This window comes from Actinoplanes sp. HUAS TT8, assembly GCF_051380535.1.
Taxonomy (GTDB): domain Bacteria; phylum Actinomycetota; class Actinomycetes; order Mycobacteriales; family Micromonosporaceae; genus Actinoplanes.
Genome location: NZ_CP195646.1, coordinates 2,736,497 through 2,759,452 on the forward strand (window position 1 = coordinate 2,736,497; position 22,956 = coordinate 2,759,452).

Consider the following 22,956-nt stretch of genomic DNA (forward strand, 5'->3'; position numbering starts at 1 on the left):
GGTTCCTGCCGCCGCTCGCGCTCCGCTGCTGGTCGCGGTTTGCTTGCCAGGCACCCTCCGCTGCTGGTCACGGTTCCTGCCGCCGCTCGCGCTCCGCTTCTGGTCGCGGTTTGCTTGCCAGGCACCCTCCGCTGCTGGTCACGGTTCCTGCCGCCGCTCGCGCTCCGCTTCTGGTTGCGGTTTGCTTGCCAGGCACCCTCCGCTGCTGGTCACGGTTCCTGCCGCCGCTCGCGCTCCGCTGCTGGTCGCGGTTCCTGCCGCCGCTCGCGCTCCGCTTCTGGTTGCGGTTTGCTTGCCAGGCACCCTCCGCTGCTGGTCACGGTTCCTGCCGCCGCTCGCGCTCCGCTGCTGGTCGCGGTTTGCTTGCCAGGCACCCTCCGCTGCTGGTCACGGTTCCTGCCGCCGCTCGCGCTCCGCTGCTGGTCGCGGTTTGCTTGCCAGGCACCCTCCGCTGCTGGTCACTGTCCCTGCCGCCGCTCGCGCTCCGCTTCTGGTCGCGGCGGCTTCGGAGGTACGTCGTTGGTCCCGGCCCGCCGACGGCCCAGCCCTGGCCGGCTCTCCGGAGGAACCGAGCTGAAGCAGCCCTCAGCACCAGCCAAGCCCGCTCAGCTGGTGGTGAGGGCTGCATCGAGGCCCGAAAACAACCGTGAGCACCAGCTAAGCCCGTCCAGCTGGTGCTCACGGCTGTGTTGGGGCCCGAAAACGACCGTGAGCGCCAGCTCAGCCCGTTCGGCTGGTGCTCAGGGCTGTGTTGGGGCCCGAAAACGACCGTGAGCGCCAGCTGAGCCTGCTCGGCTGGTGGTGAGGGCTGCGCGGAGGCCACGCACCAGCCGTGAGCACCAGCCGGGGCAGCGAACTCACGGTCTGTTTCCGGCCCACCGTGACCAACCGCCGACCGCGGCTGGCGGCAACCGCCGTGACCAGCGGCGGAGGGTGCCTGGCAAGCAAACCGCGACCAGAGGCGGAGCGCGACCGGCGGCGGCCACCGCTGACCAGCAGCGGCGCCCGCCAGACCCCTGAGCGATCCGTCAGGCCCCGCCCACCCGCAAAACCTCGCTCAGCCGGCGCCGCCGCCGAGCCGCCGCCTCCACCGAAACCACCACTACCACCATGACCAGGAACAACACCCCGACCACGGCGATCAGCACCCACGGCAGTACCAGCACCGGATCATCGGTCTGCCCGGTGAGCAGCCGCAACGACAACGGCCCCAGCGTGATCCGCGCGAACAACGCCCCCAGCAACGGCCCCGCCAACGCCGCCACCAGCGCAAGTGGCAACAGTTCAGCCCCCGCAACCCGCCGCGCTTCCCGCGTGCGCAGCCCAAGCGTCCGCAGCCGGCTCAACGTCTGCCACCGCTCCGGCGCCCCCGCCGCCGCCCCGAGCGCGAACCCGAGGAGCCCCAGCGCGACAAGTGTCCCCGCCGCCGCCCAGGCAAGCCGGATCAACCCGGTGACCAGCGGCGCGTCCCGACGCCCCCGCTCCACCTCGGTCCGCAGCGTCACCAGCCCGTCATTACCGTGGGCGGCCACCGCAGCGACGGCTCCTGGCCCGGTCGCCCAGATCGTGTCCGGTTCCACCGTGAACCCGGCCGCGGTCATCGCCGCCGCATCCACCAGCACCACGTCCTCGGCCCCGTCCACCGGCGGCGCCGTCCCGGCCGCCGTGAACGTGATCGGCCGATCCCCTTGGCGGGACAGACTCAGCTGGTCACCGGTGTGTACGAAGGCCGACCGGACCAGCGCGGGCACAACCCCACCCGAGGCCGCCGGCAACGTGGACGACTGGGGGAGCGGTGTGTCCGCGAGCAGTTCCCGATAGGTCGCGCTGTCCACGATGACGAGCCGGGCCGGCCGGGAGGTGTCCCCGACCACGATGGGCGCCTGATCCTGTACCTGGCCCGCCACCGCGTGCCGCACCCCGGACGCCGCCGCGATCTGTTTCACCAGCTCAGGGATCCGCACCCGGGTGTCCGAGGCCACCTCCAGCCGGGCGTCGGCCCCCACCGTCCGCCACGCCCCATCAGTCAGCCCCCGATCCGCGGTAGCGGTCACGGTGAGCGCGAAGCAGGCCAGCCCGGCCGCGCTGACCAGCGCGAGCACCGGCAGCGCGCGCGACGACACGACCGCGGCCCGAGCCGCCCCGAACACCGCGAGCGGCCGCGACGACCGCAGCGCCTGCCGCAACGTCACCCCGGTGACCAGTGGCAACAGCCGGAGCAGCACCACCGACCCGGTCAGCACCCCTAGCGCCGGCGCCGCGGCCGGCAGCAGCACGGTTCCGCCGGTCGACGGCAGCACCCCGTGCCGATCGAGCAGCGACCAGGCCACGGCCGCGGCGGCCAGGACGGCCGCTTCCAGGGTGAGCCGGCGCAGCGCGGCGGTTCGTTCACCGATCCGGCGGGCGCTGCGGTTGGCCGGGACCCGGCGGTCGCGCGTGGCCCGGTAGGCGGCCACGATCCCGAACGCCGGCCCGGCGAGCACCGCGGCGAGTCCGACCGGGAGCAGCCAGCCCCAGGCGACGCCCCCGGCGAACAGCACCGAGGCGAGGACGCCGAGACCGGCCGCGACCGCCGCGACCAGGACCGATTCGAGCAGCAGTTCGACGCCGAGCGCGGTCAGCGACGCCCCGCGCTGCCGGGCCATGGTCAGCGCCGGGGCGCGGCGGGCCACCAGCAGTTGGGCGGCCAGCAGCAGGATCAGGACGCCGACCACAGTCAGCGCGGTGAGCAGCACGGACGCCTGGGCGGTGGCCGCGTCGATCTGGTCCTTGACGTCGCGCAGCACGTAGTCGAGCTGGGTCGACCATTCGGCTTCGAGGGAGCGGTCGCCGGAGCTGGTGGTCGAGGACGCCTTGAGCGCGACCACGGCGGCGACCATCCGCTGGGCCGAGTCGAGGGTGAGCAGGTTCGGGTCGGGGCGGAAGCGGATCGTGCGGGGCATGTCGTCCTGGCCGAACGCGAGGCGGGCGTCGGGCAGCGAGTCGGCCGACAGCATCCCGCCGAACCGGGTGATCCCGGCGCCGTCCTTGCCGTAGATCGGGTCGAGCAGCCAGGGCGCCACCTGCCAGGCCGGGTCGGCGGCGTCGACCGGCCGGAAGACGCCGCTCACCCGTACATTCTTGGGGTTGCGCTCGTTGTCCTCGACCTGGACGCGATCGCCCGGCTTGACCCCCAGCTGGGCCGCGGTCTTCTCGGAGACGCCGACCTGGACCGCCCAGGGTGGCGCGTTGAACGGCACCTCCAGGTCAGGCTCTTCGGAGGTGGCTTTCGGGGCGTTGCCGGCGATCCAGGTGACCGCCGGTCCGCCGGGGCCGGCGACGTAGTCGAGCCGGAAGCTGCGCGGCGACATGCCGTTGACGATCTTCAGGTACGGGCTGTCGGCGAACTCGATCGGCGGCAGCAGCACCGAGCCGAGCGCCCCGAGCTGGCTGAGCGAGCGGTCGCGCAGGTCGTCGAGGGCGGCGGCCGAGCCCGGGGTGCGCAGCCGGCCGCCGTCGGGGCCGTCGTCCCACTCCCAGCGGGCCCGCACCTGCACGTCGCCGTCGTCGCCGGCCTGCCGGACGGCGTCCTGGACGGCCCGGTCGGCGGTGCTGCGCAACTCCACCGGCACGGCGCCGGCCAGGAGCGTCACCACGAGGACGACCAGGGCCGACAGGGTCAGCGGCCCGGCGTCGGCCCGGGCCCGCCCGAGGATGCTGGGCCAGTGCAGCGGGGATCGGATCATGACGCCACCCGGAGTTGGGCCGCGCCGGCGCGGCGGGCCTGAGCGGTCGCGACCGCGCCGACGGCGAGGGTGCATCCGGCGACGAGCAGGGCGATCAGCAGCAGTTCGGACGTCCAGGGCCAGGACGGCAGGACGGACGGGACCGGGGTCGCCCCGGTTTCGGAGCGGATCAGCAGCGGCGCCACGATCACCGTGGCCAGTCCGCCGACCAGCGTTCCGGCCAGCAGCAGTGGCAGCAGGATCGCGGCGTGCTGGCCGAGCAGCGTGGTCCGGATCTCGCGCCCGGTCATGCCGAGTCCGCGCAGCCGGGCCACCTCGACCGCCCGGTCCCGCAGGTCGTGGGTGACGTGCAGCAGCACCCCGGCCAGCAGGAGCAGGACGGCGGCCGGGACGAGCAGGCGCAGCACGGCCGGCAGCCCGGCGTTGAGCGGACCCGAGGTGAGCCGCTGGGTCTCACCGGCCCGGGTGGTGGCCGTGCCCAGGTGCAGCGCGGCCAGGTCGGTGTGAGCGGGGGTGCCGGCCCACCAGGCGTCGGCCGGGTAGGCCAGGTCGCCGTGCAGGGTCAGGACCCGTGACAGCGCGTCGATGTCGGCCAGGACGGCGGCGGCGCCCGGTGCGCCGGGCACGGCCGGCACGATGCCGGCAATTTTGATGGGTACGACGCTGGTCCCGACCGTCACATCGAGGGCCGACCCGGTGGTGACGCTGAGTCCGTCGGCCAGCCGCTGCGAGACGACCACGGGCACCGCCTCGGGCGCGTGGAACGCGGTGGTGACCACGGTCAGATCGGCGATCGAGGCGCCGTTGAGCACCGCGGTCCCGGTCACCCGGAGCCCGTTGCCGGCCGCGGACGTCTTCGGGCCGATCAGGTTGGTGGACTTCGGCTGGGCCGCCACCGTGCTCCAGCCGCCGACGTCACCGGCCGGGCCGGGCAGCCCGAGGGTCACGGTGAAGTCGCTCTGCACGACGTCGCTGAGCCAGCTGAAGTCGTAGTCGATCGGCAGCGCGACCGCGACCAGGCGCATCCCGTCGGCCGGGGCGCAGCCGGGCACCGGGTGGCGTTTGCCGTCCAGCGGGACGGCCGAGCCGGCGCAGACGGTCCGCAGTCCGGCCGAGTCCTGCATGAGCAGCTGCGGGGCGACCCGGATCGGGATCGGCCCGGTCGCCGTCCCGGTCACGGTGAGTGTCGTGCCGGCCGGGACGGCGACGCCGCCGGCCGGGTCGGCCGGGGCCAGCCCGCGGGTTGCCGTCGCCCAGTCGTGGCCGGCCGGCAGCCGGCCGCGCAGCAGCTCACCGGCGTGCACGGTGTCGATCGCGACGAGCCGTGGCGTGTCGTTGGCGCCGCCGAGCCACTGCCCGATGGCGACGCCGCGGTCGGTGGCCGGGCTGACCACCCGCGCGCCGGTGGCCTGGGCGATCGCGGCGCCCTGCCCGGCGACCGGCGGTGTGCTCAGGGTGAGCGCCAGGTCGGTGCCGACGGCCAGGTCGGCCTGGTCGTGCTGGCTGCGGTCCCAGGTCGAGGCCAGCGCGACCCCGAACGTGCCGGTGGCCGCGGCCAGGCAGATCAGCAGTCCGGCGGCGGCCGCCTGCGGGCGGCGGGCCGCCTCGAACGCGGCCAGCGGCAGGGGCAGGCTGTCCGAGCGGGCGGCCAGCCGGTCGGCCAGCCGCAGGGCCGGCGGGACCAGGCGCAGGGCCAGGGCGGCGCCGGCGGCCAGCAGCAGGCCGGGTGCGAGCACCTGCAGCACGTCGGCCTCGGTGCGCCGGGCGTGCAGCTGCCACCAGCCGAGCACGGCGAACCCGACCAGCAGCAGGTCGGCGCCGGAGCGGGCGAGCAGTTCACGACGCCCGCGCGGACCGTGGGCGGGTTCGGCCCGCAGCGCGGTCAGGGTGAGCACGACGGTCAGGATCAGGGCGCCGGCCAGGACGGTGACGATCTGCGCCGGGGCGAGCAGCGGACCCGTGGTCAGCCCGGCGCCGGACATCGGCGCGAGGTGGCTCAGGGCGCTGTGCAGCAGCGACGACCCGGGTACGGCCAGTGCCGCCGAGATCAGCGTGATCAGCCCGGCCTCGGCGGCGGCGGTGACCGCGAGCTGCACCCGGCTGGTGCCCAGGGCCGACAGCAGCGCCGTCTCCCCGGCCCGCAGCCCGGCGGTGAGGCGCCCGGCCAGGGCCAGCGCGGCGGCGGTGAGCACGGTCCCGAGCACGGCCACGGCGAGCACCGCGGCCTGCGTGACGTCCTGCTGGTTGCGGGCGGTGAACAGCGTGTACGGCAGATCGGAAGCCACCCGCGTGAACGTCGCCCGGTCACCGAGCGTCCCGGTCAGCCGCGCGTCGGCCTCCCGCACGTGCGCGCTCGCCTCGTCCAGGGTTGCCGGGGTCGCCCCGGCCAGGTCGGGGTGGGCGGTGATCTCCATCCGCAGCAGCGACGAACCGCCGCCGAGCAGGTCATGCAGGTCGACCAGGAACGGCCCGTACACCGGGAAGTCCCGCATCGTGGTGCCGTCGTTGTGGTTCGGGTCGAAGCCGGTGCCTTCGAGCAGGTCACGGTCCCAGCCGGCGCCCGGTGCGGGCCGGGCGACACCGACCACGGTCAGGTCGACGGCCGGTGCGGGCGCGTCCGAGGAGGTGTCGGCCTTCAGGTGCACCCGGCTGCCGACGGTCAGGCCGAGCAGTTTCGCGGTCGGTTCCAGCAACACCGCCTCGGCGTGCCGCGGGTCGGCCCCGGCTTTCGGCCAGCGGCCGGTGACCAGGGCGGCCCGCTCGGGCAGGTCCTGCACGCTGGACAGGTAGGTCTGCGCGTCGTCGGAGCGGCCGGGCAGCGTCCGCATCACCGACGACGCCCGGACCGCGGAGGTCGCCGGGAACGGCGCGATCGCCGAGGTCAGCACGTCGTGGGTGGTCTGAGTGACCGCGGCCGCGTCCTTGCCGGCGATCGTCGAGGTGTACGCGGTCACGGCCAGGCGGTCCGGGGCGGCCTGCCGGGCGGCGACGGCCAGGGCGACCGGCGCGGTCCGGGTCACCAGCAGCGCGCACACGCCGAGCAGGGTGGCGCCGAGGGTGACCACGGCCAGCAGCGCGGCCAGCACCGGCCACTGGGCGCGGGCCCGGCGCAGCAGCAGGGCGATCACTCGTGCAGCCGCCCGTCGCTGATCCGGATCACCCGGTCGGCCATGGCCATCATCACCGGGTCGTGGGTGGAGACGAGCGCGGTCACGCCCTCCGACTCGACGACGCCGCGCAGCAGCGCCATCACCGAACGGCCGGTCTCGGCGTCGAGCTGGCCGGTCGGTTCGTCGGCGATCAGCAGCCGCGGGGAGGCGGCCAGGGCGCGGGCGATGGCGACGCGCTGCTGCTGGCCACCGGAGAGTTCGCTGGGCCGCTGCTCGGCGTGATCGGTGAGCCCGACCAGGTCGAGCAGCAGTTTCACGCGTTTCTCGCGGTCGGCCGCCGGGGTGCGGGCCAGCCGCAGCGGCGCACCGACGTTCTCGGCCGCGGACAGCACCGGGATCAGGCCGAACGTCTGGAACACGTACGACACCTTGTCGCGCCGCAGCTGCGACAGGCCGTCCTCGTCGAGCGTCGTGATGTCGTCGCCGTCGACGACGACGGTGCCGCCGTCGGCCCGGTCCAGCCCGCCGATCACGTTGAGCAGGGTCGTCTTGCCCGAGCCGGAACGGCCGACGAGCGCGACCATCGTGCCCGGTTCGATGTCGAAGGAGATGTCACGCAACGCGTGGACGGCGGTCGCTCCGCTGCCGAAGGTGCGCTGGATTCCCCGTACGGAAACAATCGGGTTTGAATTGGTCATTTCCCGTTCCGATCGGGATGAATTTGCACGTGGTCGGCTTCGAGGGCGAGGCGCACGCGGTTGGTGAGTTCGAGCGCGTCGCGGTATTCGCGGGGGATCTGGACGCGGCCGGCGCGGTCCATCACCGCGTATTCCTCGGCGATGACGTGGGTGTCGCCGTCCTCGTTGGTCGCGGTCCGGCGCAGCACCTCGCTGCTGGTCCGGCCGTCGCGGATGGCCACCGTCCGCTCGACCTGCCCGCTGACCGCGGCGTCGTGGGTGACGACGACGACCGTGACGCCGTACCGTTGATTGACGTCCCGCAATGCCTCGAACACTTCCGACGAGGTAGTGGTGTCCAATTCGCCGGTCGGTTCATCGGCGAAAAGAACGTGCGGCCGATTCGCCAGGGCGACCGCGATCGCCACCCGTTGTTGCTGCCCGCCCGACATCTCGCCCGGTTTCCGGTCGGCGCAGTCCAAGACCCCAAGAGCCTCCAGCAATTCGGACGTACGTTCACGGCGCTCTTTCGCCGGTTTCCGGGCGGCCGTCATCGGGAGGTCCACGACCTGCCGCGCGGTCAGATAGGGCACCAGATTGCTGGCGGTCTGCTGGCGCACGAACCCGACGGTCTGGCGCCGATAGCGGACCCGGTCGGCCCGCGACATGGCGAGCAGGTCCCACTGCTCGACGCGGGCCTTACCGGCGGTCGGCGCGTCGATGCCGGCCAGGATGGACAGCAACGTCGACTTCCCGCTGCCCGAGGCGCCGACCACGGCGACCATCTCGCCCTGGTTCACGACCAGGTCGAGGCCCTGAAGCGCCTGCACCTCGATCGAGCCGGTCTGGTAGATGCGGACCAAACTTTCGCAGACAATCAGTGCCTCGGACATCGTCCCCCCGATCTTGGGCGTGCCTTTCTACCACGTTTCCTAACCGTCGAGGTACCGGCCCGGGGTAGTGCCGAACGCGATGCGGAACGCCTCGATGAACGCGCTCGGGCTGCGGAAACCGCAGTCGGCGGCCACCCGGGTGACCGGCCGCCCGGCCGCGAGCAGGCCCAACGCGTGGTGCAGGCGCAGCTGCGCCCGCCACTGCGGAAAGGTGAAGCCGGTCTCGGCCCGGAACAGCCGGCTGAGCGTACGTTCGGCGGCCCCGACCTGCCGCCCGAGCTCGTGCAGCGAACGCTGGTCGGCCGGATCCCCGGTCAGCAACTCGCAGAGCGCGACCAGCCGCGGATCGCTCGGCGTGGGCAGCATCAACGGCAGCGACTCGGCCCGCCGCACCTGATGCAGCGCCACCTGCTCCAGGTGGAAGCGGTGCTGCGCGGTCAGGTCGCCGACGTCGCTGAGCGCCCGGATCACCTCGCGCAGCAGCGGCCCGACCTGCACCACGGCCGGCTCGTCGAGCGCGGCCACGTCGAAGATGACCGAGCGCATCTCGGTCGGCCCGTCGGCCTGATGCGCGTGCGGCACCTCGGCCGGCAACCAGACCGCCCGGTTCGGCGGCACCACCCAGACACCGCGCCCGGTGTGCACCCGCAGGACACCGTGCAGGGGATAAACCAGCTGGTGTACGGCGTGATCGTGCCACTCGATCCGCTCCCGGTGCCCGAGCGGGCGGATCGTCGGCCCGGTCAGATCGAGGCGTTCCAGCGACACAATCGGGCAGAATATCGGAAGCCCGCTCCGCCGTCCTTTGACAGCGTCGTCACCATGAGTGATTCCAGCTGGCGGCGAATGCGACTGTGGGGCACCGCGCACGCCGTCGACGACCTGTACCAGGGTCTGGTCCCGGCGACCGTGCCCTACTTCGTGCTCGACCACGGCTACAGCTACGTGGCCGTCTCCGGGCTGACCCTGGCCGCGGCCCTCGGCAGCTCGATCCCGCAGCCGTTCCTCGGCGTGCTCGTCGACCGGTACCGCCTGGACTGGCTGGCCGCGGCCGGCGTCGCCCTGGCCGGCCTCGGATTCGGGCTGTCCGGCCTGGTCGGCGGCTGGTACCCGGCGGTCTGGACGCTGATCCTGCTCTCCGGCCTCGGCGTGGCCATGTTCCACCCGGCGGCCGGCCGCGCGGCGCGGGCCGCGGCCGGCGACAGCACCGGCGCGATGAGCGTGTTCGCGGCCGGCGGCAGCGTCGGCTTCTTCCTGGCCCCGGTGCTGGCCACCCCGCTGCTGGTGCACCTCGGGGTGCCGTCGACCGTGCTGTTCGTGCTCCCGGCCCTGGTCATCGCCGTGTTCCTGCTGCGCCGCCATCAGGCGACCCGGGCCGCCACCTCTCCTCAGCGGACGGGTGCCGATCAGTGGCGGCCGTTCCTCGCGCTCACCGGCATCGAGGTGGTCCGCTCGGCGGCATTCTTCGCGGTGAACACCTTCATCGAGCTGTACTGGCTGCGGCACCTGCACAGCAGCCGCGGCCTGGCCGGCGTGGCGCTGGCGGTGTTCCTGGTCGGGGGAGTGGCCGGGACGCTGCTCGGCGGGCGGATCGCGGATCGGATGGGCAGTGTCCGTACCGTCCGATGGGGTGCCCTGGCGGGATTGCCGGCGCTGGCCGGACTGGCCTTCACCGGCGGCCCGGTCCTGCCGTTGATCTTCGCCGCCCTGGCCGGCGTGGCGCTGAACATCCCGTTCGCGGTCCTGGTCAAACTCGGACAGGACTACCTGCCGTCGCGTCCCGGCACGGCCGCCGGCGTGACCCTGGGCCTGGGCGTCAGCATCGGCGGCCTGTTCGCCCCGCTGTTCGGGCTGACCGCCCAGCACCACGGCCCGGAGGGCGTGTTCGCGCTGCTCTGCTTCACCCCGATCCCGGCCTTGCTGCTCGGCCTGCTGCTCACCGAGCCCCGGAACGCCCCCGCCCGGGAGAACCCGGATCTCGCCGAGGCCTGACCGCGGGCGGTGGACTTCAGGGCGCGATAGTGGCGGCCTCCATGGTGGGGTGACATATCGACGACGCGGTGCGTGGGTTGTTCTCCACCAAGGCCGTATTCTCCCGGGACCGGTGCGTTCGGCGCGGCCTCGGGTTCGGTGTGGCCGGGCACCTGTGACGAAGCCGAGAGCCTGAGTGAGGATGATCGGCGGAGCATCGGGAGGAGCACTGCCCTGATCGACAGACCCTTCGAAAACGACTACACCCAGCAGGTTCGCCGACGGGAGGAGGCGGCGTGGCAGCGTCACGGGCCGGTGGCGTACCGGCTCGTGAAACTGCTTCGCCTCGTCCTCCTGCTCGCCGCGAGCGGTATGGCGATAATTGTCCTCAACACTCTGGCGGCTCTTTACCAGGGCACCGGTTCGGTGGGGGCAACGGGACCGGACGAGCGTCTGGTTCAGGTCCGAGTCGACAGTTGTGATCGGCGCGGTCCCCTGCACGACTGGCGGCTCGGCTTCTGGTGGACTTGTCAGGTCAGCGTGCCGGGTGGTGGTCAGGCTGAAGTCGACCGGTCGATCGTCACCGATCAGGACGTCGGTCGTACCGTCGAGCTCCTGCAGGCCTGCTTCAACCCGCCGGGCGCCCACTGCAACCTGGGTAAACCTGCCAGCGCTCTCGGAGAGGTCTATGCCGGTGGGCTGGGCTTGCTGAAACGGGTCGGCCTGATCGTCGTGGCGGGGTGGGCGTTCACCTATCTACTGGCCGCGGTGATCGGAGCACGCGGATTTATCGGCTTCATCGCGTGGTGGGGGCGCCTGCGATGAGACAGTCGAGTTCCGGCCGGCGCCGTGGGGTGACGGCGCCGGCAACTCCCTGATCAAGAATCGGAAGCCCGCTCCGCCGTCCTTTGGCAACGGCGTCACCATGAGTGATTCCGGCTGGCGGCGGATGCGACTGTGGGGCAGCACGCACGCCGTCGACGTCACATCGGCGGCCTGTTCGCCCCGCTGTTCGGGCTGACCGCCCAGCACCACGGCCCCGAGGGCGTCTTCGTCCTGCTCTGCCTCACCCCGATCCCGGCCTTTCTGCTCGGCCTGATGCTGACCGTTCCCCGGGTGATCCCCGACAGGGAAAGTCCGGATTTCGCCGAAGCGTGAGCGCGACCAGGCTGAGGCTGAAGTCCCAAGAGGAGGATGCTGATGTCTGGACGTACCATCACCGCCCTGATCGCGGCGGCCGCGGTCATGGCCGCCGCCGTGCCGGCCGCCGCCGCGCCGGGCCCGTTCTGGGACGACCTCGGCGCGGTCGTGGCGGGCGGGCCGACCGGCGCGCTCGTGCAGGTCCGCGACGGTCACAGCCGGATCAGCCTGGGGATCGGGGAGCGGAAGCGCGGCACGGGGGAGGACGTCGACCCGACCGGGTGGTTCCGGGCCGGCAGCGTGACGAAGATGATGACCGCGACCGTGGTGCTGCAGCTCGTCGGCGAGCACCGGGTCGGGCTCGACGACGTGGTGTTCGGCGGTGACATCACCGTGCGGCAGTTGCTCGGGCACACCAGCGGGCTCTACGACTACACCAGGACGTTGCCGTTGAGTCCGCCGTCGGCGTTCCTGCCGCTGCGGTGGAAGACGTGGGCACCGCAGGAACTGGTGGATCGGGCGCTCGCCCAGCCGCGGCAGGACCCGCCCGGGTACTCCAGCACCGACTACATCGTGCTGGGCATGCTCATCGAGAGGCTGACCGGACACCCGTACGGGAAAGAAATTGAACGTCGTCTGCATCTGCGGCCCGGAAGTTTCCCCGGGACCCGGACCCGGCTGCCCGAGCCGCACGCCCAGGCTTATCTGCCGGACGGCGACGGTGACGTCATCGACATCACCGAGATGAACCCGTCGGTGATGGGCGCCGCCGGTGAGCTGGTTACCGACGCCACCGCGCTCAACGATCACCTCGCGGCGCTGCTCGGCGGGCGTCTGTTGCGGCCCGCCGAGCTGACCGCGATGAAGAGCGGCCTCGGCCTGGAGGTCCGGACGCTGACCTGCGGCCGGACCGCCTTCGGTCACAGCGGGGACGCGCTCGGCGCCTCCGCCTGGTCGTTCGCCACCGACCCGGACCACGCGATCACCCTGTCGGTGACCTGGGGGACCGGGCGCCCGAGCAACGCGGCCGTCACGAAGCTGATCGACGACGCGCTGTGCCGGAGGTGAGGATGACCAGGCGCTGCGTCGCGCGGGTCATGGCGACGTAGCGGTCGACCGCGCCCTCGATGCCCTCGCCGAACTCCTCCGGGTCGACCAGGATGACCAGGTCGAACTCCAGACCCTTGGCCAGGGTCGGGGTCAGCGAACGAACCCGGTCGCGCTCGGCGAAATCCGGGTCGCCGATGACGCAGGCGATGCCCTCCGGGTTGGCGTCCAGCCAGTCGCCCAGGATGGTTTCCAGCTCGGCGGCGTCGGCGTGCAGGACCGGCAGGTCGCTGCTGCGGATCGAGGTGGGGACGTTGGCGTCCGGCAGCACGGCCCGGATCACCGGCTCGGCCTCGGCCATCACCTCGGCCGGGGTCCGGTAGTTGATGGTCAGCGACGACATGGTGATCCGGTCCAGGCCGACCCGCCGCAGCCGCTCCTCCCACGACTCGGTGAAACCGTGCCGGGCCTGCGCGCGGTCACCGACCACGGTGAAGCTGCGCGACGGGCAGCGCAGCAGCAGCATCTGCCATTCGGCGTCGGTCAGTTCCTGCGCCTCGTCGACCACGACGTGCGCGAACGGCCCGGCCAGCAGGTCCGGGTCGACCTTGGTCAGGGTGCTGCCGGCGTCCAGGACCTCGCGCAGGTCCTGCTGGCGCAGCATGGTCATCAGGCCTTCGCCGTCGTCGTACTCGTTGGAGGCGATCAGGTCCTCGACCACACGGTCCATGTCCTTGCGGGCGGTGGCCGTCGCGGCCGCCTGCTGCCGCTGCCGGGTGGAGACCTCGGCGTCGCCCAGGCGCTGGCCGACCGCGTCGAGCAGCGGCAGGTCGGCCAGCGTCCAGGCCCGCGGGTCGGCCCGCTGCAGTGAGCGGATCTCGTCGATGCTCAGCCACGGCGCGACCTTGCGCAGGTAGGCGGGCACCGACCACAGGTCGGCGACCAGGTCGGCGGCGTCCAGGATCGGCCAGGCGCGGTTCAGTGCGGTCCGCAACTCCCGGCCGGCCGGCTGATCCAGAACGGTCAGCAGCTCCTCCCAGATCTCCTCGCGGGCCTCGTTGTGCGCGATGCCGTCGGCCGCCTCGAACGCGGTCGCCCAGTCGCGCGGCGAGATCCGCACATCCCCGTCGCGGGTCTCGACGACCGTCGGTTTCGAGGGCGGCTCCTCGTAGAACCGGACCGCGGCCTCCATGGCGCGGACCAGCCGCGCCGACGACTTGAGCCGGGCCACCTGCGGGTCGGTCTCCGGCCCCGCCGCGGCGCCCTCGGCGAGCAGGTCACGCAGCGTGCAGGTCTGCACGTCCTCCTCACCGAGACTCGGCAAAACATCTGAGACGTACGCGAGGTAGGGCTCGTGCGGGCCGACGAAGAGCACCCCGCCGCGGCGGGCGCCCAGGCGCGGGTCGTTGTAGAGCAGATACGCCGTGCGGTGCAGCGCCACCACCGTCTTGCCGGTGCCCGGCCCGCCGTCCACGACCAGGGCGCCCCGCGACCCGGCCCGGATGATCGCGTCCTGGTCGGCCTGGATGGTGCCGAGCACGTCGCGCATCCGCGGTGACCGGCTTGCGCCGAGGCTGGCGATGAACGCCGACTGGTCGTCCAGGGCGGCCCGTCCTTGCAGGCCCTCGGCGGTGAACACCTCGTCCCAGTAGTCGATGATGCGCCCCTCCAGCCACCGGTAGCGGCGGCGGCTGATCAGGCCGTCCGGGTTGGCGTGGGTCGCGCCGAAGAACGGTTCGGCGGCCGGCGACCGCCAGTCGACCAGCAGCCGCCCGCCCTCGCCGTCGGTCAGCCCGAGCCGGCCGATGTAGACCGTCTCACCGGACTCGTGGACCATCCGGCCCAGGCACAGGTCCAGGCTGAACCGGCGCAGGGTGCGCAGCCGGGCGCTGATCCGGTGCACGGCGTCGTCCCGGTCGACGGCCTGGCGGCCCTTGCCGGCCGGGGCCTTGCGCTCGATCTCCAGGCGCTGCTCCAGCTCGGCGATGGACTGGGCGAGCGATTCGGCCATCGCGATGAAGTGCTTCTCGTCCTCGCCGATCAGCGTGGCGTCGTCCTTGGCGGGGTGATTACGCAGATCGAAGACGTTCATCGGCCGTACTCCTCGATCAGCAACTCGGCGGCGACGGCGGCGCCGTCCGGGTACATCGCGGCGGCCACGGCGGCGGCGTGCGCCGAGGTCTCCGGGGCCAGGGCCAGCCTCAACGCGTCGGTGATCGACGCACCGGTCGCGCCGATGCCCAGCGCGGTCACCCGCTGCGCCCAGTACGGCTGGTCGCCGCTGTGCGCGACGATCACCTGCGGGACGCCGGCCCGGGCGGCGGTGTGGGTGGTGCCGGAGCCGCCGTGGTGCACGACCGCGGCGACCCGCGGGAACAGGGCGGGATGGCTGATCTCGCCGACGACCAGGCAGTCCTCGGCGTCCGCGCCGGCCCAGCCCTTGGAGAGGATCACCCGGTGACCCAGGGCGCGGATCGCCTCGGCCGCTTCCCGGCCCGCGTCGCCGACCGGCATGCTGCCGAAACCGACGTACACCGGAGGCTCGCCCTGATCGAGGAAATCCTCGACCTCGTCGGGGAGGGGGCCGTCGTCGGGCAGGATCCACGTGCCGGTCTGCACCACCTCGGCATCCTCGTCGAGCCACGGCCCGAGCAGCGAATCCGTCGCCAGCCAGGGCCGATCGGTGAACCCGTAGTCGCGCACGTCCTTGACCTCGGGCAGGCCGTGCCTGGCCCGCTCGGTGTTGAGTACGTCGCGGAACAGCGCGTTGGCGGCCTCGGCGTCCTGCTCCCAGTGCACCCGGTTGTCGGTGACCGCCGGATCCAGCGGATGGCCGGGCCGGGCGATCGGCTCGTGGTGCGCCGACGGCAGCGAGTTCGGCTGGAACGCGACGTACACGTACGGGATCCCGAGCATCTCCGCGACCGACCGGGCGCCGACGGCGGACGGCAGGATCCCGCATGCGACCAGCACGTCCGCCCCGTCCAGGACGGCTTGCAGCTTCTCGAACTGCTCGGCGATCAACGCGGCGGCCCGCTGCGGGATGCTCGCCGGCGTCACCGGGACCTTCGCGGCCATCAACTCCTTCGGCGACCGCCCGACCGGCACGAACGGCACCCCGCGCAGCGGCAGCTCATCCGGCGGCGCGCACAACACCACCTGCGCGCCCAGACCCTGCAATCGCACCGCGAGGCCGATCAGTGGTTCGACGCCGCCCCGAGAGTCGTACGCCGACAGCACCACACGCACTCTGGTTCCCCCATTTTTGCAGCTCACAGCGTTGACTGAGCGATTGTGCCGGAGCACCCGGGTCTTGCCGCAAGCCCCCGGGTCTGCTATAGGTTAGAGATGGGAAGGGGTGGTTTTGCCCCCTTCATCAGCTCCCGTGAATGATCCGGGTCCGATCATGCGCCGCTCGCGGTGATCGTCGCGGCGAGCGGGGCCGGTCGCCAGAGATCGAAAGTTGTTATGCTCCCGCCGGACGGTTGAGGCCCCCGCGGGTGGCACTTTTTTCGCCATCGCCCCCGGCATGCTCGCCGCCGAAGTGTGTCCGGCCTGGGGGTGGTTTCGTGCTGACTTCAATGGTGCGCGGATGGGCGGTCGTCGCGCTCGCGGTGCTGGCCGGCGGGCTGGTCGCGGTGCCACCGGCGCGCGCGGCCGAGCCGGCGGCGGCGGTCGCGGCGGTGGCCGACATGACGCCACTGCCCCGGGAGGGGACCGCGCCGGTCGGGGCGCTCGCGTCCACCCACGCGGTCACCGACGACGGCCGCTCGGTCTACTCGGTGCCGATCGTGACGCCGCCGGGGATCGCCGGGCTGGTCCCGGCCGTCAGCCTGACCGCCACCTCGGGCGCGCCCGACACGCTGGTCGGGGAGGGCTGGACGCTCACCGGCTTCAGCAGCGTCGAGCGCTGCCCGCTGAACTCCGCGCAGGCCGGCGGCTGGGCGCGGCCGATCGAGGATCCGTCCGGGCAGCCCGACGCGTACTGCTTGGACGGGCAGTTGCTCGTGCTCACCGGCGGCACCGCGGGCGGCCTGAACGCGCAGTACCGGACCGAGACCGACACCTTCAGCCGGATCGTGATCACCGACGTGGACGCGGGCGGCCCGAAGGGGTTCGAGGTGCGCCGCAAGGACGGCATCATCCTGCGGTTCGGGTATGCCGCCGACGCGATCGCCTCGGCCGGCACCGTGCATCGCCGCTGGCGGGTGAAGGAGCAGCAGGACCGTTCCGGCAACTATCTGGAGTACGTGTACGGGCAGACCTGCGTCGGCAGCGCGCCGAACACCCCGCCGATCTGCACGATGTTCGCCCCGACCGAGATCCGGTACGGCGGCCACCGGTCCCCGGACGGCACGGTCACCCAGGCCCACGACCGGTCGGTCCGGTTCGTCTACGAGAACCGGCCGGACGGCTGGAGCACGTCCTCCCGGGGACTCAACGAGCAGGAGTTCCGCCGCCTGACCGCGGTCGAGACGCAGGTCGGGGGCGCGGTCGTGCGCCGCTACCGCGTGGAGTACGCCGCGCGGACCGACCTGAGCCGGGTCAGCCGGCTGCGGGAGTGCACGCTCGACGGCACGACCGAGGTGTGCAAGCCGCCGACCACGTTCACCTACGACGACTCCGAGGGCTTCCTGCCGCCGGACGACTTCGGCACCGTGCCGCTGATCTTCGGCAACGGCCTGGGCAGCGACACGGTCGGGCACACCATCGTGCTCGACATCAACGGTGACGGCCTCGACGACCTGATCTATCCGGCACCGACCGAGCACTACACCTGCTCCGACGGCCTGGGGGAATGCGACGGCAACTGGTCCTACTTCCTGCGGCTGGCCACCGGGAACCGGGCCGCGCCGTACGCCATCTCGGAACTGGACCTCGGGTCGAACCAGGAACTGGGGTATCCGTTCTGGTGCATCTCCCAGGACACGGTGATGGACTACAACGGCGACGGCAAGGACGACCTGGTCAGCGACTGCGGCTTCCGGACCAACGGCACCGTCCTGCTCTCCAACGGGGTGGACTTCACCCGGGTGCAGCTCCCGATGATCACGCAGGGGACGCAGACGCCGTTCTGGCTGGCCGACCTCAACGGCGACACGCTCACCGACGTCCTGGTCTGCGACCAGCGCGACGCCGGCAACCTGAAGCTCTACCTCGGCAAGGGCCCGAATCTGGGCTTCGAGGGCGCGCGGGTGCTGCCCAACTACGGCGACGAGGGCGACTCGCCGCTGCACGGGTTCCGCGGCGGGCTGGGGGCGGAACCGTGCGAGGCGCCGATGTTCGTGGACAGCGACGGCGACGGCGTGGCCAACGTGCTCAAGCGGGAGTGGGCGGCGCGGACGCCGGACGGCGACACGTACATCTGGAACCAGAACTGGAAGGCACTGTCGCTCGACGCGACCACGTCGCGCTGGCTCGACACCGGGCTGAACTTCGACGAGCGGGTCGACTCGACCGTCCCGGGCCCGGACGGTCTCTACTCGGTCCTTCCCTACTGGACCTATGACAGCGACGACCCGAACTTCCCGCTCGACGGGGCTTCGGTCATCACCACCTCGTACGCCCGCAAGTGGCAGATCCGGCTGGCCGATGTCAACGGTGACGGACTGCAGGACGTGGTGCGTTACGACGGTGGCCTGGCCAACCCGGTCCGCCTGAACATCAACACCGGCCGCGGGTTCCTCGCCGACCGGCCGATCCTGCTCGGCGACTCCGCGTGGGACTGGTACAAGGTCAGCGCGTACAGCTTCGCCCGCGCGCAGTTCTTCGACTACAACGGTGACGGCCGCACCGACGTGCTGCTCCCGATCGGCAGCCCGCGCTCACCGGACACGCTGCAGTGGGTGATCCAGAAGCTGCAGGACGACACGTCGTTCCGGCCCACCCTGCTGGGCACCATGAACCTGGCCACCGAGGCCATGCCGGTCCGGGCCGACGTGGACGGCGACGGCAGCGACGAACTGATCCTGGCGTCGCACCGCGACGACGTGCACGACAAGTTCGGCAACCCGCTGAACATGCTGACCATCCGGTGGGGGAGATACACCAAGAACAACTACCTGGTGGCGGCGCGCGACGGCATCGGGCAGGACGTGGCGTTCGCCTACGAGCGCGGCGGCCCCGGCCCGTCCCAGCAGACCTACCTGCGGACCTCCGCGTGCCAGGCCGTGCAGAGCTGGTGCGTCAACCGGGCCGGGCCGCTGGTGTCGAGCATCAGCGAACGGGCCGTCGAACGGGTGCTGCCGCGCGGCGAGGCGCTCGGGGTGGTCACCCACCGGACGTTCCACTACGAGGACGCGCGCCGGGGCTGGTACGGCCGCGGAGCGCTGGGCTTCGCACGCCGGGTGGTCAGCGATTACGGCAACGGCACCCGGGAACCGATCTCGGTCGCGACCACCGACTACGACAACATCACCCAGCTCGACCAGGTCGCCGGCTCGGCCGTCCGGCACATGTATCCGTTCGCCGGCCGGCCCGCCGTCCGGGAAACCGTCTCGGCGCCGGTGCAGGAGGGCCTGGGCACGCCCAGGAACGTGCAGATCGTGCGGCGCAGTGATCCGATCGGGCACAGTGTGAAGCTGTCGTCGGCGGGGTTGCCGTTCGTGGCCGACGACGACACCACCGAGTACGAGCGGATCCGCACCGTGGAGGCCGGCCAGACGGTCGACCGGCAGCTCTCGATCACGCGGACCCAGCGGGCCTACGACGCCGACGGCAATGTGACCGACGTCGACACGCTGGTGCGCCGGGGCACCGGTGAGGAGATCGACCACTCCCACAGCACCACGTCGTACGAGAAGAGCACCGCCCGTACCCAGCAATGGTTGATCGGCCTGGCCCAGCGCAACGTGGTCACCGACACCCGGCAGGGCCGCACCGAGACCCGCACCACCGCCTACACCAGCACCGCCGACCGGGGCCTGCCGCTGACGACCACCCAGGAACCGGACGACAACACCTACCTGGTCACCGAGACCACCGGCTACGACGGCTTCGGCAACGTCACCGGCCAGACGACGACCGCGCCGGGCGAGCAGCCCCGCACGACCAGCACCGAGTTCGACGCGAAGGGCCTGTTCCCGACCGCGTCGGTCAACCCCGAGGGGCACCGGACCGCGACGCTGACCGACCCGGCGCTGGGCGAACCGCTGGTCACCGCCGACCCGAACGGCGTGGTGGAGAAATTCGCCTACGACGGGTTCGGGCGGGAGGTACGCGACCGCGGTCCCGACGGCGACACGGTCACCGCGTACGCCCGCGCCGATCTTGATCTGAGCGCCAACCTGAAGGCCCGCACCCGGACCACCACCACGATCGCCGGCGGCGCGTCCACGGTGATCTTCCAGGACGCGATGGATCGCGCGGTCGAGACCTGGACCAGCGGGTACGACGGCACCACGGTGGTGACCGACTCCACCTTCGACTGGGGTGGCCGCCCGCTGACCGTGTCCCGCCCGCACCTGCCGAACGACCGGACCCAGGGCGTCACCGTGCTCACCTACGACGCGCTCGGTCGGATCACCCGGCAGAGCCGGCCGGACGGCGACACCGGCACCGCGGTCGCGGTCACCACCACCCGGTACGGACTGGCGAGCGAGGCGCCCGGCGCCGACGGGTTCAGCACGGCCGTCCGCACCGAGGGCATCCACGCGACCGCGGTCACCGACCCGCTCGGGCACACCGCCGTCACGGTGACCGGCCCGGACGACACGACCGTGGCGCAGAGCGACGCGGCCGGGGCGACGACCCAGTTCGAGTACGCGCCGTTCGGCGTCATCCGCCGGATGCTCGCCCCCGGCGGCGCGGTCACCACCTACGAACCGGACCGGCTCGGCCGCGACACCGCGGTCACCTCGGCCGACACCGGGCGCACGGCCTACGGGTGGACCGCGTTCGGGCAGCTCAAGGTCAAGACCGACGCGCGTGGGGTGACCACCTCCTACGCGTACGACCGGCTCGGGCGCCCGACCGGGCGCACCGACCCGCGCGGCACCTCGACCTGGGCGTACGACACCGGCGTGAACGCGATCGGCAAGGTCGTCTCGGCGGTGGCCGCGCAGGGCACGAGGACCACCTACGCGTACGAGCCGGTCCCGGCGTCCGGGCCGAACCGGGGGCTCCCGTCGCAGATCGTGCAGGTCGTCGGCACCGAGTCGTTCCGGGTCGGCTACGGCTACGACCAGTTCGGCCGCAACACCCGCATCGACTACCCGGAACGGGCCGGCCGGGCGTTCGGCGTGGACAACGCGTACGACAGCACCGGGAACCTGGTCGCGGTCAAGGACGCCGCGAGCGGCCGGTCCTACTGGACGTTCGCCGCCGACGATCAGGGTTACCGGATCGGCCAGGAGCAGTACGGCAACGGGGTGGTCACCACCTCCGAGTACGAGGACCGCAGCGGCAAACTGTCCCGGACCACCGCCGCCGTGCCGGCCGCGAACCCGGTGCAGGCGCTCGGCTACGCCTACGACCCGGACGGCAACGTCACCGCGCAGACCGACACCGTGCGGCCGGAGCGGACCCGGTCCTACTCCTACGACCCGGTCAATCGGCTGACCCACGTGGGTTCCCCGTCGGGCGACGAGTCCTTCACCTACGACGCGTCCGGCAACATGACCACGCAGTCCGGCGTCGGCGACTACACCTACGCGCCGCAGTCGGCCGCGGTCACCAAGGCCGGAACCACGACCTACCAGTACGACGCGGCCGGCAACCAGACGCTGCGCAGCGGACCCGCGGTCACCGGTGGCCTCCAGAAGTTCACCTGGACCCCGGCCGGGCTCCCGGCCACGGTGACCGGTGACGCCGCGACCGGCAGCACCTCCTTCGAGTACGACGCGGACGAGAAGCGCGTGCTCCGGCGCGCCCCGGACGCGGTCACCTCGTACTTCGGCGATCTGTTCCAGACCCGGCGGACCACCGCCGGCGTCGCCGAGCACCGCTACTTCGTGCAGGCCGGCGGGCGGACGGTGGCCCAGGTGGTGCGGACCGAGACCGGCGGCGGGCTGGTCTCCGACGTGACCACCTACGAGCATCCGGACCGGTCCGGCACCCCGATCGACCACAGCGACACCTCCGGCGCCGCCGGGGAGAGCCAGCAGTTCAGCGCGTACGGCCGCAATCTCGAACCGGACTGGGCGACGACCGGGGAGCGGGGTTTCACCGGTCAGGACACCGACTCCGACCTGGGCCTGATCGACCTCAACGGCCGGATGTACGACCCGCGCCTGGCCCGCTTCCTGTCGGCCGACCCGGTGATCACCGACGTGGCCGCCGGCGGCACCGCCCCGCAGTCGGCGATGAGCGGGCGGACCGGGACCGCGGCGACCGGCACGGTGTCGGCGGCCGACCTGATCCAGCCGTACGCCTACGCCGCGAACAACCCGAACTCCTACACCGACCCGAGCGGCCGCGACCCGGAGGAGCCGGGCCTCTACGACCGGGTGACCGACTGGTTCCTGAGCACCCGGCTGGCCCAGGCGGTGGCCGGTTACACGGTCGGGATCACCCAGGCGGCGGCACCCGGCGGGTTCCTGCTGAGCCCGTGGATGCAGAAGTTCGCGCCCAGCCCGACCTTCGAGTTCTTCCGCGGTGCGGGCGAGAGCACCTACGGCGCGATCAAGATGGCCGAAGGCATCGCGGGCATGACCGGCGGTGGCATGGCCAGCGGTACGGGCGTCGGCGCCGCGGTCGGCGTGCCGGTGATGGCGGTCTCGGCGGCCCTCACGGCCAGCGGCGCCGCCGACGTGAAGTCCGGCTGGGACGCGATGGTCAACTCGTTCCGGGTGGAGGATCAGAACCCGTCGGGCACGGCCGGCGGCCAGAGCACCGGCGGTTCGGCCTCCACCCCGGCCGCGCCGCAGTACGGCCCGAAGCTCGCGAAGCCGAACTACACCCCGGCCACCGAGGCCGAGAACACGATCCGGGAGGCGATCTGGGCCCGGGTCCGCGAGATCAACGAGTCGATCCGCAACCCGTTCACCCGCAAGAAGATCACCATGGGGGTCGGTGTGGGCGAGGACGCCGACGGCAACCTGCACACCGTCGTCGGCACCAGCGAGCCGAACGGATACCTGCGCCCCGGCGTCGAACTCAAGCCGGGCGAACTGCTGGCCGGCGTCGGCGTCAAGGATCGGATCCACGCCGAGAACAGCATCCTCGACTTCATGGAACGGATCGGTCTCATCCCGAAGTTCGTGGCGGCCAGCCGGAAGATCTGCAACGGAACCTGCGCCCCCATGATCGAGCAGTCCGGTGCCCTGCCGGCGTCCCCGGTCAAATCTCTGCGGATGCGGGCGCCGACGCCGACACGGGGGAGCTCGATCCCGTCGATCGGCATCGAGCAGAGCATCCGGTAGCGGCCCGGACGCGATCTCAGCGGTTCCTGAGC

General features: G+C 72.2%; 12 protein-coding genes. 5 read left to right on the forward strand and 7 right to left on the reverse strand.

The window, feature by feature from the left end:
- Positions 1–1,028: 1,028 nt before the first annotated feature.
- The 5 genes from ACSHV8_RS12100 to ACSHV8_RS12120 are packed head-to-tail and all read right to left on the reverse strand — an operon-like array spanning position 1,029 to position 9,173.
- Positions 1,029–3,725 carry an FtsX-like permease family protein gene (locus tag ACSHV8_RS12100; protein WP_436532378.1) on the reverse strand — a complete coding sequence of 899 codons (2,697 nt, stop codon included), beginning with the start codon at positions 3,723–3,725 and terminating at the stop codon, positions 1,029–1,031.
- Positions 3,722–6,853, reverse strand: a complete 3,132-nt coding sequence (locus ACSHV8_RS12105) for an FtsX-like permease family protein (protein WP_436532380.1) — start codon at positions 6,851–6,853, stop codon at positions 3,722–3,724. Before ACSHV8_RS12105 ends, ACSHV8_RS12100 begins: the two co-directional genes overlap by 4 nt.
- The gene (locus tag ACSHV8_RS12110; protein ID WP_436532382.1) at positions 6,850–7,533 is read right to left on the reverse strand and encodes an ABC transporter ATP-binding protein; all 684 of its coding nucleotides are present in this window, start codon (positions 7,531–7,533) and stop codon (positions 6,850–6,852) included. The genes ACSHV8_RS12105 and ACSHV8_RS12110 overlap by 4 nt, the downstream gene beginning before the upstream one ends.
- Positions 7,530–8,405 carry an ABC transporter ATP-binding protein gene (locus tag ACSHV8_RS12115; RefSeq protein ID WP_436532384.1) on the reverse strand — a complete coding sequence of 292 codons (876 nt, stop codon included), beginning with the start codon at positions 8,403–8,405 and terminating at the stop codon, positions 7,530–7,532. The genes ACSHV8_RS12110 and ACSHV8_RS12115 overlap by 4 nt, the downstream gene beginning before the upstream one ends.
- Before the next feature lie 39 nt (positions 8,406–8,444).
- Positions 8,445–9,173, reverse strand: a complete 729-nt coding sequence (locus tag ACSHV8_RS12120; RefSeq protein ID WP_436532386.1) for an AraC family transcriptional regulator — start codon at positions 9,171–9,173, stop codon at positions 8,445–8,447.
- 54 nt (positions 9,174–9,227) lie between these two features.
- Here ACSHV8_RS12120 and ACSHV8_RS12125 point away from each other — a divergent pair, with 54 nt between their 5' ends.
- The 4 genes from ACSHV8_RS12125 (at position 9,228) to ACSHV8_RS12140 (ending at position 12,584) form a co-directional block, all read left to right on the forward strand.
- Entirely contained in the window at positions 9,228–10,397 is a 1,170-nt protein-coding gene (locus ACSHV8_RS12125) for an MFS transporter (RefSeq protein WP_436532388.1), read from the forward strand.
- Between the two features lie 138 nt (positions 10,398–10,535).
- Positions 10,536–11,201, forward strand: coding sequence for a DUF6346 domain-containing protein (locus ACSHV8_RS12130; protein ID WP_436532390.1), 666 nt, complete (start codon positions 10,536–10,538; stop codon positions 11,199–11,201).
- Between the two features lie 132 nt (positions 11,202–11,333).
- Positions 11,334–11,534 (forward strand): hypothetical protein, encoded by a 201-nt coding sequence (locus tag ACSHV8_RS12135; RefSeq protein ID WP_436532392.1) that lies wholly within the window; start codon positions 11,334–11,336, stop codon positions 11,532–11,534.
- Between the two features lie 42 nt (positions 11,535–11,576).
- Complete coding sequence (locus ACSHV8_RS12140) at positions 11,577–12,584, forward strand: serine hydrolase domain-containing protein (protein WP_436532394.1); 1,008 nt, start codon at positions 11,577–11,579, stop codon at positions 12,582–12,584.
- Here ACSHV8_RS12140 and helR read toward each other — a convergent pair.
- Together helR and ACSHV8_RS12150 are read right to left on the reverse strand one after the other, a co-directional pair.
- The gene (helR, locus tag ACSHV8_RS12145; protein WP_436532396.1) at positions 12,547–14,655 is read right to left on the reverse strand and encodes an RNA polymerase recycling motor ATPase HelR; all 2,109 of its coding nucleotides are present in this window, start codon (positions 14,653–14,655) and stop codon (positions 12,547–12,549) included. The genes ACSHV8_RS12140 and helR overlap by 38 nt on opposite strands.
- A complete protein-coding gene (locus ACSHV8_RS12150; protein ID WP_436532398.1) occupies positions 14,652–15,812 on the reverse strand; it encodes a glycosyltransferase in 1,161 nt (386 codons plus the stop codon). Before ACSHV8_RS12150 ends, helR begins: the two co-directional genes overlap by 4 nt.
- A 320-nt stretch (positions 15,813–16,132) precedes the next feature.
- On the opposite strand from ACSHV8_RS12150, the gene ACSHV8_RS12155 reads away from it, so the two are divergent.
- Complete coding sequence (locus ACSHV8_RS12155; protein WP_436532399.1) at positions 16,133–22,924, forward strand: RHS repeat-associated core domain-containing protein; 6,792 nt, start codon at positions 16,133–16,135, stop codon at positions 22,922–22,924.
- Positions 22,925–22,956: the final 32 nt, after the last annotated feature.

Bases quoted from the DNA above. Each gene is read 5' to 3' on its own strand.
- helR (WP_436532396.1), bottom strand. From the start codon at position 14,655: ATGAACGTCTTCGATCTGCGTAATCACCCCGCCAAGGACGACGCCACG.
- ACSHV8_RS12140 (WP_436532394.1), top strand. From the start codon at position 11,577: ATGTCTGGACGTACCATCACCGCCCTGATCGCGGCGGCCGCGGTCATG.
- ACSHV8_RS12110 (WP_436532382.1), bottom strand. From the start codon at position 7,533: ATGACCAATTCAAACCCGATTGTTTCCGTACGGGGAATCCAGCGCACC.
- ACSHV8_RS12125 (WP_436532388.1), top strand. From the start codon at position 9,228: ATGAGTGATTCCAGCTGGCGGCGAATGCGACTGTGGGGCACCGCGCAC.
- ACSHV8_RS12100 (WP_436532378.1), bottom strand. From the start codon at position 3,725: ATGATCCGATCCCCGCTGCACTGGCCCAGCATCCTCGGGCGGGCCCGG.
- ACSHV8_RS12115 (WP_436532384.1), bottom strand. From the start codon at position 8,405: ATGTCCGAGGCACTGATTGTCTGCGAAAGTTTGGTCCGCATCTACCAG.